The organism is Vibrio iocasae (assembly GCF_042245395.1).
Taxonomy (GTDB): Bacteria; Pseudomonadota; Gammaproteobacteria; order Enterobacterales; family Vibrionaceae; genus Vibrio; species Vibrio iocasae.
In genome coordinates, this window is the sequence record NZ_CP145311.1 from 3,650,767 (window position 1) to 3,666,670 (window position 15,904).

At 43.9% G+C, this 15,904-nt stretch carries 10 protein-coding genes and 1 pseudogene; 9 read left to right on the forward strand and 2 right to left on the reverse strand.

Annotation, left to right across the window (positions count from 1 at the left end):
- The first annotated feature begins 39 nt into the window (after positions 1-39).
- Positions 40-174 (forward strand): hypothetical protein, encoded by a 135-nt coding sequence (locus SNR28_RS26685; RefSeq protein ID WP_375752010.1) that lies wholly within the window; start codon positions 40-42, stop codon positions 172-174.
- A gap of 160 nt (positions 175-334) precedes the next feature.
- A complete protein-coding gene (locus tag SNR28_RS26690) occupies positions 335-2,503 on the forward strand; it encodes a hypothetical protein (RefSeq protein ID WP_375752011.1) in 2,169 nt (722 codons plus the stop codon).
- 69 nt (positions 2,504-2,572) lie between these two features.
- On the opposite strand, the gene SNR28_RS26695 is transcribed toward SNR28_RS26690, so the two are convergent.
- Complete coding sequence (locus tag SNR28_RS26695; protein ID WP_375752012.1) at positions 2,573-3,001, reverse strand: hypothetical protein; 429 nt, start codon at positions 2,999-3,001, stop codon at positions 2,573-2,575.
- A 175-nt stretch (positions 3,002-3,176) separates the two neighbouring features.
- On the opposite strand from SNR28_RS26695, the gene SNR28_RS26700 reads away from it, so the two are divergent.
- From SNR28_RS26700 to SNR28_RS26710, 3 genes are all read left to right on the forward strand, one after another.
- Positions 3,177-6,068, forward strand: coding sequence for an ankyrin repeat domain-containing protein (locus SNR28_RS26700; RefSeq protein WP_375752014.1), 2,892 nt, complete (start codon positions 3,177-3,179; stop codon positions 6,066-6,068).
- A 1,125-nt stretch (positions 6,069-7,193) separates the two neighbouring features.
- Positions 7,194-8,837 carry a phosphoenolpyruvate carboxykinase (ATP) gene (pckA, locus tag SNR28_RS26705; RefSeq protein ID WP_375752016.1) on the forward strand — a complete coding sequence of 548 codons (1,644 nt, stop codon included), beginning with the start codon at positions 7,194-7,196 and terminating at the stop codon, positions 8,835-8,837.
- A gap of 234 nt (positions 8,838-9,071) precedes the next feature.
- Entirely contained in the window at positions 9,072-9,722 is a 651-nt protein-coding gene (locus SNR28_RS26710; protein WP_375752017.1) for a hypothetical protein, read from the forward strand.
- Between the two features lie 167 nt (positions 9,723-9,889).
- Here SNR28_RS26710 and SNR28_RS26715 read toward each other — a convergent pair.
- A pseudogene (locus tag SNR28_RS26715) lies at positions 9,890-10,738 on the reverse strand (YifB family Mg chelatase-like AAA ATPase); the annotation flags it as partial.
- 422 nt (positions 10,739-11,160) lie between these two features.
- Here SNR28_RS26715 and ilvG point away from each other — a divergent pair.
- The 4 genes from ilvG to ilvD are packed head-to-tail and all read left to right on the forward strand — an operon-like array spanning position 11,161 to position 15,899.
- The gene (ilvG, locus tag SNR28_RS26720; protein WP_375752018.1) at positions 11,161-12,807 is read left to right on the forward strand and encodes an acetolactate synthase 2 catalytic subunit; all 1,647 of its coding nucleotides are present in this window, start codon (positions 11,161-11,163) and stop codon (positions 12,805-12,807) included.
- Complete coding sequence (ilvM, locus tag SNR28_RS26725) at positions 12,807-13,076, forward strand: acetolactate synthase 2 small subunit (protein ID WP_277824968.1); 270 nt, start codon at positions 12,807-12,809, stop codon at positions 13,074-13,076. The genes ilvG and ilvM overlap by 1 nt, the downstream gene beginning before the upstream one ends.
- A gap of 14 nt (positions 13,077-13,090) precedes the next feature.
- Positions 13,091-14,029 carry a branched-chain amino acid transaminase gene (locus SNR28_RS26730; protein WP_277824970.1) on the forward strand — a complete coding sequence of 313 codons (939 nt, stop codon included), beginning with the start codon at positions 13,091-13,093 and terminating at the stop codon, positions 14,027-14,029.
- 19 nt (positions 14,030-14,048) lie between these two features.
- A complete protein-coding gene (ilvD, locus tag SNR28_RS26735) occupies positions 14,049-15,899 on the forward strand; it encodes a dihydroxy-acid dehydratase (protein ID WP_375752020.1) in 1,851 nt (616 codons plus the stop codon).
- The last annotated feature ends 5 nt before the right edge of the window (positions 15,900-15,904 follow it).

Sequence of the window (15,904 nt, forward strand, 5' to 3'; positions counted from 1 at the left end):
CTATTGTAAATTTAACACCCTATTAGAGGGAGATTAGTGGTGATTATTTATAATGAAAAGAGAAGCGTTGATGATGAGAACCATGTCGTCGAGTTTGCACAGGCACCTATCTATCTAAGAGCCATAGGAACTGTTGTCGTCATTATCATGCTCGTTATCGTTATCGTTCCTTAGACATGAAAAAAATGTCCTACGTTTTTTGCTCTTATTGTTATCTAACTTAATAATTTTGTGAGCCTTTATCAGAACGAATCAAGCACAACACTTTATACTAGTCCTATGTGGTCTAACCACGCTCAAGAAAATGGAACTCGCTAAATAAATAGGACGACTTATGAAACGCTTGATACTACTTTTTTGTATATCATTTCTTACCGCCTGTGCCGCGCCCCTGGTTTCCGATAGCCAGAAGGCTCAAATCGATGCTTTGCCACCAGAGCAACAGATTGACCAAATTCTCAGCGTGCTCGGTACCATTCAAACCGAAGACAAACAACCAAGAACCCGTAAAGCGCTAACAGAGTTACTGGATAAGGCCGTCGTTGCAATAGAGTCCGGAGTCAAAGCCACACCTGAACAGTTAAATGCCTTAAATGTCCAGGCAAAGCGTCTTGATCGTTACTATAAAGATGAAAAAGAAACACATTTAAGTGACTATTTTATTGAAAAAGGTGCAACACCTTTAGTTTACCAAGCCAGAATTGCAGCACGAAAAGGGGAAATTGATAGGCTCAAACACTACTACACTCATGGCCTAACACGCAGTTATAAAGACGTATACTCTCCTCTGACGGTTGCTGCGCGATACAACCAACTGGAAGTAGTCAAATATCTTATTGTCGAAGAAGGTGTACACCCCGACGCGGAAGCCATGTACGCAGAGAATAAACTCAACGTTCCTCTGTACTCTGCAGCTTACAACGCCAGCAACCCTGATATCATTGACGTTCTGTTCTTAAGTGGCTCACAAGCATCGAGTTACCAAGCCATGCAGCGAGCGCTCGTCAACCCTAAGGGTGGCCGTATAGCCGAAAGGTTATATACCTACGGTGCGATTGCTTCCAAACAAGAGCTCAACGATGCATTTGTTGCAGCCTTTCAAAAGGGCTACACCGATAGCTTTGAAGCATTTATTCGTTTAGGAGCATCCCCCAAAGAAGTGGGTTTAAAAGTGTGTACCGTCATACCGAAAAAGCCGGAACAAGTCCTTCTCATCGATCAAACCTGTAATGTTGACCGTTACCCTTATGATTTAGCATTAGGTCATGCGATTCGCGAAGGTGATATCGCGCTTGTTGAGGCGGTTTTAGCCACAGGTTTTGACGTCAATGAGAGAATACCAACCAAGCGTGCTTACACTTTCTATCCACTTGAACAAGCTATCTATGACAATGAGCCTGATATTGCCAAACTGCTTCTTTTTTCTGGGGCAAACCCAAATGTTGAACTAGGGGGTACGGCTGGTTATCCCTTGGACATCGCTCTGGACAATGACCGAGATACTCTTGTTCCCGTTCTCAAAGAGTATGGGGCTGTAGAAGAAGCATCGTTTTGGGATTTTGACACCGTAATGAAAGGCCTGACTATCACGGCAATCGGCACCGGAATTTACGCCAGTGATGTCAATGCCTATCATGGTAGTGAAGTCTTTGCGGCAGCAGTCTCAGATGTTTGGTCCGGGGGACAAACCAACACGCTGGCGGCATTAAATAAACGGTATCTCTCAGGTGATATCTCCATTAAAGATCCCGCGCTTGCGCATTTGTTAAAACAACAACAAAAAGTAGAAGCAATAAGGCATCAATCTATCACCAGTGCTAATCAGCAGAAGAGAGAAAATGCAAAAAAAATAGAGCAGCTTGAACGCTCTAGATTAACGGCTCTCAGAAGTAAAAAGCCGGACAGCTCTCACTATGGCTCGCTGGTAAAAGACTTATCTGAACAAGAGCAAACTAGGGTCACTCACGACAAAGAGAAAGAGAAAGAGAAAGAGAAAGAGAAAGAGAAAGCATCGACCACTGAGAAGCCAAAGGCAAAATCGAAACAAAAGCCGGTTCCCCTACCTCACGGTCTCGTACGCGCTGGTAACCTAAAAAATAATAATCAAACCGAGATACAAGGAACGATTAGTCAGATGGGTGTATCGGTCGCCGGCATTAATACCGGCACAATGACTGTGAAATATCGCCTGTCTTCATTGATGGGAGAGCCATTGGTATCTGGAAGTTGGAAGTGGGACGCTGATACTGATGAGCCCTTGCCTGCTGACTTGTCCATTCTTTTAAGAATAAAAAACAATGGTGCGACCGGTTATATTAGGCTGAGCCCAACAGTGCCTAAGGCCAACAGCGGATATGGCTTTAATGTGTCAGGCAGCCCAAACTGGAATAGTTATATTTGTGGATACAAAGGCAACAAGAAAACCAAGTGCTTAGGCAAGGAAGACGCCAAACTAATGGTTAAAGGAGGCAGCGTGCGAGGCTTTGAACTAAGTCATAAGTAAACGTCAAGAACCGGATAGGCTCGTTGAACCTATCCGGTTCTCCATAGAGAAAAAAATAGCACTAAAGTATTAGTGAAAAAGATATACCACTAATACAGCCCCTGTTAGTGCCAGATATGGAGCGTAAACCCGAATGTTTTTAACGGCATTTAGTTGATAAGAGAGCCCGTTACTGACTGACATGCTCAGACCTATCTTCGGGCCGTCATAATCGCCCCCATCTCTTAAGTATTGCTCAATGGTAGCCGACCTCTCAATAGCTCGGTCAACCGATACTCGGTGGATCACGTCCAACCATAAAAATAAGCCTATGATGATGACGGAAAGTCCCAGATAAGAGCTTGGAGGCATGTTAATTCTTTCTGCAAGGTAAGAGACTGAAATAGCGACAACAGCGGCCACTCCCCAACCCATGATCTTTAAACGAGTATTTTCTTGATTGCTTATGATGGCTTGAACGAGTTTAAGCTCTTCTATCGCAATGGCTTGACTATCCATGCTGCCTCTCCCCCCGAATTCAAGTGAGCTGTCACATTAGTAAACACGATTTTTGTTGCACGTTAGTGTGCTTCAGTTAACACAGTTATAACATATAATGATTGGGTAATTGATATTCATATCAGCTCAATGAATGATTAGTACTTTTGTGCTAGGAACTTGTTGGTTAATCTCTATGACGTTTTTCGCTAAACATCGCTTTTCTCTACGCTCTTTGTTTGTCGTACTCTCTGTTACGGTTTTTCTATCAGGCTGTGCCAGCCGGTCTAAATTTACCGATGCAGCCTACTCCGGTGATCTGGCGACAATAGGTGCATTCATTGAGCAGGGTCAGGATGTCAACAAAATCGATGGTTTTGGCTACACACCTTTATTAACAGCCGTCGAACATGAACAATATGATGTCGCCAAGTTACTTATTCAACATGGTGCTCAGGTTGAGAAAGTAACTCAAAACTCCGGTGATAATACGATCTGGGGCAGCCCTATTCATCTTGCCGCATACAATGGCGACACGAAAATGTTAGCGTTGCTGTCACATGCAGGAGCCGATATTGATGCTAAAACAGAAGATGGCCGGGACCTCACTTTCCTGGCTGTTGGCTCGGGCAACCTTGAAACCGTAAAAAAAGCCATTGAGCTTGGTGCTCCTATTGATAATTTGAGCAAAAACTTTTCTCCATTGATGTTGGCCGCGTACGCAAAACACCCCCACATCATTGAGTACCTTCTTTCTGTTGGTGCAAATCCGAACCAACTGTCTAGCAGCTTAAGCTTTAATAATGATACTTCTCAATATGGTTGGGGCGGGTTCAACGCACTCTTTTTTGCCATTGATGAGCCTATAGCGGGAAGCAACTTGTATGGTTCACACCTGTTAAACACCAATACCCAGAACCAGTCTCTGGCGCGCAAACAGCAAGCGCTAGAAAAAAACAAAGCAAACCTAACTGAGCAAGCTCAGCAAGAGTTAGCTGAAATATCGAGTCAGCTCATCATGGCTCGTAGCGAACCGGATCACTCTAAAGCGAAACGTAAAAAAGACTCTATCTACCTCTTGCTCAAAGCCGGTACTAACCTCAATGGGAGTACAGGTAAGCAATCTCTTCTTGGAAGAGCCGTTAGCTACAAACTGGAACCCGAAGTATTTGGTGACTTGTTGAGGTTTGGTGCGGATCCAAACAAAGCCAACTGGAATAAACAGATCCCTTTGCATATTGCTATGGAAACCCAGTCACAGGAACACGCTGAGCTTCTACTTAAATATGGCTCAGACATTGATGTCAAAGATAAACAATCTCATACCCCTCTACACAACGCTGTTAAGTCCGGAAACCATGAGTTAGCCAGTCTCCTTCTTAAATATGGGCCCGACATCAACAATCGTGACAGCGAAGATGAGAGTGTTCTATTTGAAGCAGTTACAAACGAAGACCTTGAAATGACAGAACTCCTTCTTGCAAACGGTGCTGAGGTGAACACGAATAATGGTTCTGGAGGCTGGACACCGCTCACAGAGGCAGCCGCTGATGGCAACAAAAAAATAGTGGAGTCACTGATTGCTTATGGCGCAGATGTTGATTTAGCGACTAACAAAAACTATACCCCTGTGTACAATGCCGCAAATGAAGGTTACTACGAGGTGGTTGAGCTGCTGCTCAAGATGGGCGCATCACCAAATATAAAAGTAGCTTCGAACGGCTGGTCACCTCTTCATGCAAGTGCTTACAACGGCTTCTACAATACAACGGAATGGTTGATTAAAGGTGGGGCGAACTTGAACGCACTGACGCACAAAGGCTCTACCCCACTCGATTTAGCACTGCAAGAAGAATATAAAAAAGTGGGAGGCTTAATCTCGGGCTCTGGTGGTCGCACTGAACGTTATGAAGAAGATGATGGTGATGGTTTTATGAAGTTTGCCGTTACCGCAGCGGTAGGTGGACTTGCTCTAAATTCAGGCCTGGACGCAGCCGATACTGCCCAAATCATGACCGCGACTGTCAAAGATGTGTATTTTGATGGAGGGGGCAAGAACCTTACCGGTCTACACATGGCAAAACTCACCGGTGACGGCTCTCAAATCCATGATCCCGTTGTTAGGGAACTCTTTGAGCATAAACAAGAGCTCGACAAGCAAGATGCGGCTTTTCAAAAGCAGCTTAAACAAGATGTCATCAAAATAAAGAAACAACAACGCGCAGCGGCCAAAGCTCAGCAGCAAGCAACTAAACAACTACAGGCGGCACAAAAACAATATCGAAATCAGGACACCGGGCAGCTCAAATACAACTATCAAGGTAGCCAATATACAAAAGCTGAAATTGCACAAATTGCCAACAAGCAGCGCCAACAGGCTATCTCAGAAGCCCGAGAGCAGTGCCTTAAGAAAAACGGCACCTACAACGGAGTCGATAACAACTGCACCATCATCAATATTAAGCCTTTAAGCGAAGTGGCAGCAGAGCGCGGAATTGAGAATCTTAATGAGGAACAAGCAAGTGCACTTATTGGTGAACTTACTCAGGATGAGAATACGTCTCTAACGAAGAAAGGAGACAGCATCGCAACTTCAAAGACTGTTAGTACGTTCGAAGAAGTTGAGTTGCCTGAGCTTAAGCCAGTATCAAATAAAATCGCATCGTCCAAAAACTACAAATACACAAAATATGCAGCTGTATTTAAGGGTGGCAGGCCTTTGTTTACTTTAGAATACGGAGTTCATAAGAAAGGTTATGAAGGGCGTGTGGTTTGGCGCTTCACCAACCATTCAGACACTATGATTGAAACGGTGAGCATTCAAAATGGCACTTATCACATGCGTGACAACACCACACGCAGTAAAGGTTCTGAAACTATCAGCAATAAAGTTCAGAGCGGTAAAAGCTATGCGACCGTTTACGATACGATTAATGCTACTGAAAACACAGGAAGTGTATTTAATCCAAAAAACGATAACCCTCCAGAATCAATCAGCTTTGAAGATGCCATCATTCGCCTAACTTTCAACTATAAAGATCATTTTCGTCTAGACTGGGCAGAGTTTGGAGAGCTCAAGTATTACTAGACTTCCATCACCAGTTTGGCTCAGCATAGTGGCGAGGATACTCTCCACTATGTAGCCCTATGGGCTGACTAAATTTGTTAAACAAGACATCTAAATATGTCTACTTCTATGTGACAGTGGCTAGAGAGCGTTAAAGGCTCATACTAGCTATTTTGCACATACCCAAGTAATACATCACTTATCCCCTGAAACTGTGCATAAGTTCATCATATTCCAAAAGCCTGTCTGAGAACAAACTCACATTCAAACATGGTATCAAAGAAAAAGCCGACTGGAAAAGTCGGCTGAACTATCCGTTCGAAAGAGCCAAAATTCGTAGCTTTACATTCATTGAGATAGGATGAGTCTACAAGAAATACTGTACTTCATACGCTTGCATACCTTAAGAATACATATGTAACTGGTCGTTATAATCTGTTCCTAAATGTAAGTGGCGGTCTATTGAGCCCTATTCTGATGCTATCTAATGAGGATAAACAATCACTGTCTCTTGTATTTAAAATAAACTTGCGACAATTTACCCACGCCTATAGACTAATTTCAAGATCCTCGGATATCTATACTTTTTCATTGAACTACTATCTATCGATATTGTATCAATCGAACTTGGCATAATTGCAAAGTGAGCCACCAAGGATATACGATAAGCTTAGGGAATTTCCCTCCCATGTACATGGTGATAAACCCCCTAGCCTTGCACACAAAATGCGTTCCCTCTTCAGATTGAATGATAAACATTTTGTAGCTGTTATACAAAGCCATAGGCAGTGCCTGTGGCTTTGTCGTATCTGACGGTTAAAACTATTGTTACGCCACCATTGGAGGGTGAACCCCGTTTTTTGTTTCCGTAGCAAATCGCCTCTCTATTGAGTCAACAGTGTACCAATGAGACGTTATCGCTCCCCAACGATAACGCCATTAATCACATAAAATTCATAGCTGCTTTTAAAGACACTATATTATTCGAAATCATTCACATTCCGCTCTAAATCACTCTCTACAATACTCACGATTTAACCTGAACTTAGTCTTAGGTGAACTTAAGCCATCGACCAACATTCAGTTATGCAATCATCCATACCCCCCTATTTGTTACAGCTAACCAAACCTATAAAGGTGCCCCCGATGAACGTAATGGAATACACAAATGAGTACTTGATCCATGATCTCAAAGAGTATGGGATCACAGATATAACAGAAGTCGTATACAACCCAAGCTATGAACTGCTGTTTGAGGAAGAGACCAGAAAAAACCTGGATGGATTTGAAAAAGGCGTCATCACTGAGTTAGGCGCCGTTGCTGTAGATACCGGTATTTTTACCGGCCGTTCACCGAAGGATAAGTACATTGTGCAAGACGCAGTGACCCAAAAAACTCTTTGGTGGACCTCTGAGCATGCAAAAAATGACAATCAACCTATCTCCGTTGAAGTATGGAATGAACTGAAAGACACCACGATAACCCAACTATCCGGTAAGCGTTTATTTGTCATTGACGGCTACTGTGGAGCCAATATTGAGTCTCGTATGAGGGTGCGCTTTATTACTGAGGTTGCCTGGCAGGCACATTTTGTCAAAAACATGTTTATTCGACCTACTGAAGTTGAGTTGCACTCTTTTAACCCTGACTTTGTAGTGATCAACGCAGCTAAAACAACCAACCCTAACTGGAAGCGCCAAGGGCTTAACTCCGAAAACTACATCGCTTTCAACCTCACAGAAAAAATACAACTCATTGGAGGCACTTGGTATGGCGGTGAGATGAAAAAGGGGATGTTCGCTATGATGAACTACTTTTTACCACTGAAAGGGATCGCGTCTATGCACTGTTCAGCAAACGTTGGTAAAGCTGGCGATACCGCGTTATTTTTTGGTTTATCTGGTACTGGCAAAACAACTTTGTCTACCGATCCATCTCGTAAGCTTATCGGTGATGACGAACACGGTTGGGATGATGACGGAGTTTTCAATTACGAAGGCGGTTGTTACGCGAAAACTCTTCACCTAACTAAACTCTCCGAACCTGAGATATTTAACGCAATTCGTAAGGATGCGCTTCTAGAAAACGTAGTAATACGTAAAGATGGTAGTATCGACTTTAGCGATTCCTCCAAGACGGAAAACGCCCGAGTTTCCTACCCCATTCAGCATATATATAACATCGTAAAACCGATCTCAAAATCAGGCCACGCTACTAAAATTATCTTTTTGGCCGCAGATGCTTTTGGCGTACTTCCCGCAGTATCGAAACTTACTCCTGAGCAAACCAAATACCATTTTCTCTCTGGCTTTACCGCTAAACTCGCAGGTACTGAACGTGGCATTACAAAACCAACGCCAACATTCTCTGCATGCTTTGGTGCAGCGTTTTTAACATTGCACCCTACGGCATACGCTGAAGTATTGATCAAACGTATGAAAGCTTCTGGCGCAGAGGCTTATCTGGTAAATACTGGATGGAATGGCACTGGGAATAGAATGTCATTGAAAGATACCCGCACCATTATCAATGCCATTTTAGACAATACGGTCGATGAGGCACCCAAGAGGCAAATTCCGATATTCAATCTATCAATCCCGACAATACTTCCTGGAATTGAAGATGGCATTCTCGACCCTCGCGATACTTACATCGAACCTCAGGAATGGACGTGCAAAGCAGAGTACTTAGCTGAATGTTTTATAAAAAACTTCGAGAGCTATACGGACAATGAAGACGGTAAAGCTCTTGTTTCAGCTGGCCCACAGTTAGGCTCAGAATTCTTATAAGTAGCCTTGTATACGAACCTATCATTCTCGATAGACATCATCCAACAACGCATGTCGCACTAAAGCAGCATGCGTTATTGTTTGTAAGCTAATCAATGAACATACAAACAAAAAACGGTGAATATTGTCCAATATCAATCATTAGTCACTTTATTTTGTGGGAGGAACCATCGAGATGTAAGCTAATTTCTCAGAGATTAATAAACTTCCCATATCTAAACAAAGGACTGAGAAATGAATAAGCTGAAGTCATTAAGTCTATTGTTGGTACTTCCATTGGCTTCAAGTGCGTTTGCTGCTAACGGGCCTTCAATCAAGGAAACGATAGACTTTCTAAACAAAGTATACAATAACGAAGACGACACATACTCATCCCCCTGGAAGAGTGAAGATCCAGATACGTTGGATTCCAAACCTTACTTTACTAATGGGAATGGTAAAAACGATTGCCAGCTCAACATAAGAGTTTACGATTTTTTCTATGAGTTAGGGACGCTGGAAAAAGTTTATCGTAATGATTATTTTGTAGATATGACGATAACACATGCTAAGAAGGTCAATGACAGATACGCATTGTTAAAAGACACCTCTGGGTTTCCTAGAGTGGAAATAACGTCCCATAGAACCAGCCAATCTCTTCCAGATGCCATACACAGCGATGATTATAGTCGTACATGCTCCTCTTCTAATGACTGTATATTACATAATTTGTCATCGAAAATGCTCAACCTAAACTTTGAACCTTACAAATCCTATAAGCAGAACAACATACAATTAATGGCAGATTTGCATTCTGAGGTATCAGTAAACAAGGTTAAACGAGCACTAGATCACCTCCATAAAACATGTAAGGCCAAATACCCTGAAGAGCCTGACCCGTTCTGACCCTACAGTAGATGTATCATTCAATACGAAGAAGGGACTATTTGGTTCCTTTTTTTGTTTTAAGTTCTAAACCATAGTACTAGATCAGCGTCTCGCAATCTTGGTTTCTACTGCACTCATTCATTCTCATTAATTAATGTACGTTCTCATTATTTGATGTAATTCACACCACCACCCACAAGCGCAGCCATTGAGCTTGAATGGTGCGGTGAACGAAAAGGACGCTGTTTCCAGTTTTGATGGTTAATATCCTGTTGCGTAAGAGAAGCAACAGAAGCAGACTCAAGAGCTTCTTCATCAGTCATATCAGGAAGCAAGTCACATAGTCGTGATGCCAGCATAGTCTTACCCGTTCCGGGGGGACCTACGAATAAGAGATTATGCCTGCCACTCGCTGCAATCTCTAAAGCGCGCTTTCCTTGTTGCTGTCCTATGATGTCCTGAAGATCTCTGGATGACGATAAACAGCTTTCAGAGCTTTTGGGTTGCTGTAACCCTAAAGCTTTTTGACCACACAAGTAGGCACATATATCCGTTAAATCTACGGCTGATTTGTGTAGCTTCTCCCCTACTAAAGCAGCCTGTGAACCATTGGCATCAGGTACAACTAGGCACCTTTCAGATTTAATAGCAGCCAATGCTGCAGGAAGAACGCCTTTAACAGGCCTAATTTCACCAGATAAAGCCAGCTCTCCGATAAATTCATGTGTATCTATCAAACTTAATGGCAGTTGTTCTGAGGCGGCTAAAATACCAAGAGCGATAGGAAGATCAAAACGACCACCTTCTTTAGGAAGATCTGCTGGTGCGAGATTGACAGTAATTTTCTTAGCAGGAAACTCAAAGTTGGAATTGATGATGGCGCTTCTTACCCTATCTTTAGATTCTTTAACCGTTGTCTCGGCCAGACCAACCAAACTGAAACCTGGCATGCCGTTGCTGATATGAACTTCTACCTGAACCTGTGGAGCCTCTACACCAACACAAGCACGACTATGAATGATTGCCAATCCCATAAATTCCCTTAATCAAAACAGATGAATAGATACTGAATTCTTTGCACTCACACCTATATATCCTGATTTGAAAAAGAATAAATATGAAAAAAGACTGAGTTTTTTCTTGTCAGCAAAGTGGTTAATGTGTTACCACTAGTGGTGCAAACATATACAAAGATATAAATAACTGAACAAATGAATTTTTCCGCAAAACTTAACATTCTCATTATCGTGCTTGTCGTGGTCCTGATTAGAACCGCGCGGGGGCGAGTGAACGGAAAAAACTAAATAAAGATTTCCAAAAACCCCCGCACTGAAAGGTCCGGGGGTTTTTTGTAATTTGAGTTAATGAAAATAGCCATGCCGAAGGCTAACCGAGAAGTACAGGAACACAACATGTGCACTAATGAAGCAAACACAACGTCGCAAGGAGGCAATAAATGAATGGTTCTGATTTAGTTGTTGCCGCCTTAAAACAGGAAGGAATAAAGACCGTTTTCGGATATCCGGGCGGTGCCATCATGCCAATCTATGACGCCCTTTACGATGGTGGTATCGAGCATATCCTCTGCCGTCACGAACAGGGAGCCGCAATGGCTGCAATAGGTATGGCAAGAGCAACTCAGGATGTGGCCGTATGTATGGCAACGTCCGGCCCTGGAGCAACAAACCTTGTTACTGGTCTTGCTGATGCCTTCCTTGATTCCATTCCTCTTGTTGCTATTACGGGTCAGGTTGCCAGCCCATTAATCGGTACCGATGCATTTCAGGAAATGGATGTTATCGGTATGTCTTTAGCGTGTACCAAGCACAGCTACCTGATTACTGATATTGATGATTTAGCGCCTACATTGGCAGAAGCATTTGAAGTAGCTAAATCTGGCCGTCCTGGTCCTGTTATCGTCGATATAGCGAAAGATGTTCAGTTAGCCGATGCTCCTGTTCACTCTCTTCCTTACTTTGAGCCACCAGCAATTCCGGTAGCAACTCAAGAGAGTATGCATGCGGCTCAAGAACTGCTGGCAGATGCTGAGAGACCCGTTCTATACGTCGGTGGTGGTGTTCAGTTGGCGAAAGCCACAGATACGGTTCGCAGCTTTCTGAAAAGCAACCCAATGCCTTCAGTAAGCACACTGAAAGGATTAGGTTCAATAAACCGTCACGATCCTAACTATCTTGGTATGGTTGGTATGCACGGTACCAAAGCCGCTAACCTTACGGTTCAGGAGTCTGACCTTCTGATCGTTGTTGGTGCGCGTTTTGATGACCGTGTTACGGGCAGACTGGATACCTTTGCACCAAAAGCAAAAGTTATCCATATCGATATCGATGCTGCAGAGTTCAATAAACTAAGACATGCTCACGCTCCCGTTCGTGGCGATATCAACGTAATTCTTCCTCAGCTTGAAGTAACACAAGATCTAGCACCATGGCTAATGCACACCGAAGAGCTAAGAAACAAGTTCAAGTGGCGCTATGACCATCCGGGCGAGCTTATTTACGCTCCACTTCTGCTAAAACAACTTTCAGATATGATGCCAGACAGCTCTATCATTTCTACCGACGTAGGTCAGCATCAGATGTGGGCAGCGCAGCATATGCAGCCTCGTCGCCCTGAAAACTACATCACCTCTGCGGGCCTGGGTACCATGGGCTTTGGTCTTCCAGCAGCAATTGGTGCGAAAGTAGCACGCCCTGAAGATGAATCTATCCTGATTACTGGTGACGGCTCATTCATGATGAATGTTCAGGAGCTAGGAACCATTAAACGCCGAAACGTTCCTGTCAAAATCGTTCTTTTGAACAACCAACGTTTAGGTATGGTTCGTCAGTGGCAGTCTCTGTTCTTCGATGGTCGTTATAGTGAAACTATTCTTGATGACAACCCTGACTTTGTAGCACTGGCGGCTTCGTTTGGCATTCCTGGTAAAACAATCACCAGAAAAGAAGAAGTTGAACCAGCACTAAAAGAGATGCTGGAAAGCGAAACTGCGTACATGCTGCATGTCGCTATCGCTGAAGAAGAGAATGTATGGCCACTTGTACCACCAGGTGCAGCAAACCAGGATATGTTGGAGAACACCTGATGGAAAGATATTTAGTAACCATTGAAGCAAATGATAAGCCTGTTCTGGTTGAACGTATTCTTCGTGTTGTACGTCACCGTGGATTTATTATTAAGCAGATACTTGCGACACAGAACCAAGAGAGTAAATTAGCTAAGATTGAAATTGTGGTAGACAGTGATCGTCCGATTACACTGATAACCAATCAGATCGAAAAGCTTTGGGACGTAACACATGTCGTCACTTCTCATCTGGAAAAAGATGAACTGCTCAGTGCATACAAAATTTAAAGAAGGATTTTAGAATGGCAACAAATACAGCTGATTATATTTGGTTCAATGGAGAGATGGTTCCATGGGCAGAAGCAAACGTCCATGTACTAACCCACGCTATGCACTACGGTACTTCTGTCTTTGAAGGTATCCGCTGCTACAACACGCCTAACGGACCAATTGTATTCCGCCATAAAGAGCATATGCAGCGCCTGAAAGACTCTGCAAAAATCTACCGCTTCCCTATCCCTTACTCTGTTGATGAGCTAATGGAAGCGTGTAAAGAGACTCTGCGCGAAAACAAGCTTGATTCTGCTTATATTCGTCCACTTGGTTTTGTAGGTAACGTCGGATTGGGTGTTTGCCCACCAGTTGATACCGAAATGGATCTGATCATTGCGGCTTTCCCATGGGGTTCATACCTTGGTGAAGAAGCACTTGCTAACGGTGTAGACGCGATGATTTCTAGCTGGAACCGTGCAGCACCAAATACTATTCCAACTGCCGCTAAAGCAGGTGGTAACTACCTTTCTTCTCTACTAGTTGGCGGTGAAGCTCGTCGTCACGGCTACGCAGAAGGTATTGCACTTAGTGTCGATGGTTACCTTTCTGAAGGTGCTGGTGAAAACATCTTCGTAATCAAAAATGGTGTGCTTTCCACTCCACCAGCAACCAGCGCAATCCTTCCTGGTATCACTCGCGATGCAATCATGACAATCGCAAAAGATCTTGGTTATGAAATCCGTGAAGAGAATATCGCTCGCGAAGCACTTTATCTTGCAGATGAGATCTTTATGACAGGTACTGCGGCAGAGATCGTTCCTGTACGTAGTGTCGATCAGATTACAGTTGGTGAAGGCAAACGCGGCCCTATCACAGAGAAGATCCAGTCCACCTTCTTCGGACTATTTGACGGAACAACAGAAGATAAATGGGGTTGGTTAGATCCGGTTTACCCTCAGAACAAGTAATTAAAGGAATACAAACACAATGTCGACTCCAAAGAAATATCGTAGTGCCACGACGACTCATGGCCGAAATATGGCGGGTGCTCGTGCGCTATGGCGTGCAACAGGTGTAAAAGACGAAGATTTCGGTAAACCAATTATCGCAGTCGTTAACTCGTTCACTCAGTTTGTTCCAGGACACGTACACCTTAAAGACCTTGGTCAGATGGTTGCAAAAGAGATTGAAGCCGCTGGTGGTATCGCCAAAGAGTTCAACACAATCGCTGTTGATGACGGCATCGCAATGGGTCACGGTGGTATGCTTTACTCACTGCCTTCTCGTGAGCTTATTGCTGACTCTGTAGAATACATGGTTAATGCACACTGCGCAGATGCTATGGTTTGTATCTCTAACTGTGACAAGATTACTCCGGGAATGTTGATGGCGTCACTACGCCTGAATATCCCAACGATCTTTGTTTCGGGCGGTCCTATGGAAGCAGGTAAAACCAAGCTTTCTGATCAACTGATCAAGCTAGACCTCGTTGATGCTATGATCCAGGGTGCCGATCCAAACGTTTCTGATGAACAAAGCGAGCAAATCGAACGTAGCGCATGTCCAACATGTGGCTCTTGCTCTGGTATGTTCACAGCAAACTCTATGAACTGCCTGACAGAAGCGCTAGGTCTTAGCCAGCCTGGTAACGGCTCTATGCTTGCGACTCACGCGGACCGTAAAGAGCTATTCCTGAATGCTGGTCGTCGTATTGTTGAAATGACGAAGCGCTACTACGAGCAAGGTGATGAGACAGCAGCACCGCGCAACATTGCGAATAAAGAAGCGTTTGAAAACGCGATGGCACTAGATATCGCAATGGGGGGGTCCACAAACACTGTACTTCACCTACTAGCAGCAGCTCAGGAAGGTGAAGTCGATTTCGATATGACAGATATCGATGCCATGTCTCGTCGTGTTCCTCACCTATGTAAAGTAGCTCCTTCTACTCAGAAGTATCACATGGAAGATGTTCACCGTGCTGGTGGTGTATTAGCTATTCTTGGTGAACTGGATAGAGCTGGCCTTATCAACAACCAGACTAAGACAGTTCTTGGTATCACAATGCAAGAGCAGCTTGCTCAATACGACATCATGCAAACTGAATCTGAAGAGGTGAAAAACTTCTTCCGTGCTGGCCCTGCTGGTATCCGTACAACTGAAGCTTTCTCTCAGGATTGTCGTTGGGATAGTCTGGATGATGACCGTGAAAATGGTTGTATCCGCACTAAAGAAAATGCATTTAGCCAAGATGGTGGTCTCGCGGTACTAAAAGGTAATATCGCACTGGATGGTTGTATTGTTAAAACCGCAGGTGTAGATGAAAGCATCCTTAAGTTCCAGGGACCTGCCGTTGTATTTGAAAGTCAGGAAGATGCGGTAGACGGTATTCTGGGTGGCAAGGTAAAAGCAGGTGACGTAGTTGTTATCCGTTACGAAGGTCCAAAAGGTGGCCCGGGCATGCAAGAAATGCTTTACCCAACGACTTACCTTAAGTCAATGGGTTTAGGTAAAGAGTGTGCCCTTCTAACTGACGGTCGCTTCTCTGGTGGTACATCTGGTCTTTCCATCGGTCACGCATCTCCAGAAGCAGCTAATGGCGGTACGATTGGACTGGTTAATGATGGTGACACAGTTACTATTGATATCCCTAACCGCTCTATCACTTTGGATGTAGCAGAAGAAGAACTAGCCGCTCGTCGCGCAAAACAAGATGAACTTGGCTGGAAACCAGCTAACCGTCAGCGCGAAGTCTCTTTTGCACTAAAAGCATACGCAAGTATGGCAACAAGTGCAGACAAAGGTGCTGTTCGCGATAAATCCAAGCTTGAAGGCTAAGCTAA

Bases quoted from the DNA above. Each gene is read 5' to 3' on its own strand.
- SNR28_RS26700 (WP_375752014.1), top strand. From the start codon at position 3,177: ATGACGTTTTTCGCTAAACATCGCTTTTCTCTACGCTCTTTGTTTGTC.
- pckA (WP_375752016.1), top strand. From the start codon at position 7,194: ATGAACGTAATGGAATACACAAATGAGTACTTGATCCATGATCTCAAA.
- SNR28_RS26695 (WP_375752012.1), bottom strand. From the start codon at position 3,001: ATGGATAGTCAAGCCATTGCGATAGAAGAGCTTAAACTCGTTCAAGCC.
- ilvM (WP_277824968.1), top strand. From the start codon at position 12,807: ATGGAAAGATATTTAGTAACCATTGAAGCAAATGATAAGCCTGTTCTG.
- SNR28_RS26690 (WP_375752011.1), top strand. From the start codon at position 335: ATGAAACGCTTGATACTACTTTTTTGTATATCATTTCTTACCGCCTGT.
- ilvG (WP_375752018.1), top strand. From the start codon at position 11,161: ATGAATGGTTCTGATTTAGTTGTTGCCGCCTTAAAACAGGAAGGAATA.
- SNR28_RS26730 (WP_277824970.1), top strand. From the start codon at position 13,091: ATGGCAACAAATACAGCTGATTATATTTGGTTCAATGGAGAGATGGTT.
- SNR28_RS26710 (WP_375752017.1), top strand. From the start codon at position 9,072: ATGAATAAGCTGAAGTCATTAAGTCTATTGTTGGTACTTCCATTGGCT.
- ilvD (WP_375752020.1), top strand. From the start codon at position 14,049: ATGTCGACTCCAAAGAAATATCGTAGTGCCACGACGACTCATGGCCGA.